Below are 1,149 nucleotides of genomic sequence, written 5' to 3' on the forward strand. Positions count from 1 at the left end.
AACCAGTCACGGACGGCTGTCCTACGGTTAAATCTCGTGAAGCACTAAAAGCATGTTTACAGCCCGATCGTCGCGTGACGGTACAAATTACGGGCATTACCAAGTAATTCAGCATTTAAAAGTTTCAACGAATATAGGCCACACAGAACATGACAAATTTTATTGTAGTAGAAAAAGATTCTTTAAATAAAGTATCTATCAACACGCAACATATCACTTTAACAGAAGCATCAATTGTCCATACCAAAATGCATCGTAATGATGTAGCAGAGTTTTTACGTGATGGCAATAACCTGATTTTAAAGTTAAATAATGGTGAAACTGTCCTTATCGAAAACTTCTTTGTCGTATATGACAAAGTTGATTCTGATCTGGTTTTTGAAGAAGATGGTTGTATCTTATACTGGTTTGATGGTGTTTCTGGTTTTAAGGGAATACCTGGGCTTGAGGTCTTATTACCTGCTAGTGCGGCAGGTGGGTCTTTACTGCCATGGATTATTGGTGGTGGTGCTGTTATTGGTGGCATCATTGCAGCCGCAGGAAGTGGCGGTGGAGGGGATAAAAACGCATGGCCAATCGCCGTTAAGGATGAAATTACAGGTGTTGAAGATACCCCAGTTAATGGCAATGTTTTAACTAATGATCGTGATCCTGATGGAAACGCAATCACAGTTACTCAATTTGTTGTGGAGGGTAAAAGCTATAATGCAGGCCAAACCGTTACAATTGATAAAATTGGCGAGCTAACGCTCAATGCCGATGGAACTTATCACTTTGTCCCTGCGACTAACTGGAATGGCACCGTTCCAACAGTTACTTATACAATTAGTGATGGCCAGGGTGGAACCGCTTCAGCGGAATTGGTAATCACAATTACACCTGATGCAAATCCTTCGATTAGCATAAAAGATGAAAATGGCGGCAGTGAAAATCCGAACAATACTACTGATACATTAATTGAACAGGGGCATGTTACTGTATATGAACAGGGTTTAACTGATACATCGGGTTCAAATAAAGAAACGGGTAGTATTACGATTGGGGCTGGTGATGGCGTAAAGTCTGTTACGGTTGGTGATACCAATATTTTGCTAACAGATCTGGAAAATGCCTCAACTACACCGATTATTATCAACACGCCTCATGGCA

The 1,149-nt window shown here is 40.8% G+C and carries 1 protein-coding gene and 1 pseudogene; both read left to right on the plus strand.

Going from position 1 to position 1,149, the window contains the following annotated elements; translation table 11 throughout:
- A pseudogene (locus ACNPNW_RS04210) lies at nucleotides 1–107 on the plus strand (OmpA family protein); the annotation flags it as partial.
- Between the two features lie 42 nt (nucleotides 108–149).
- Nucleotides 150–1,149 (plus strand): BapA/Bap/LapF family prefix-like domain-containing protein (locus ACNPNW_RS04215; RefSeq protein ID WP_448766568.1); only part of this gene is annotated, 1,000 nt, incomplete at its 3' end.

This window comes from Acinetobacter endophylla (assembly GCF_053543775.1).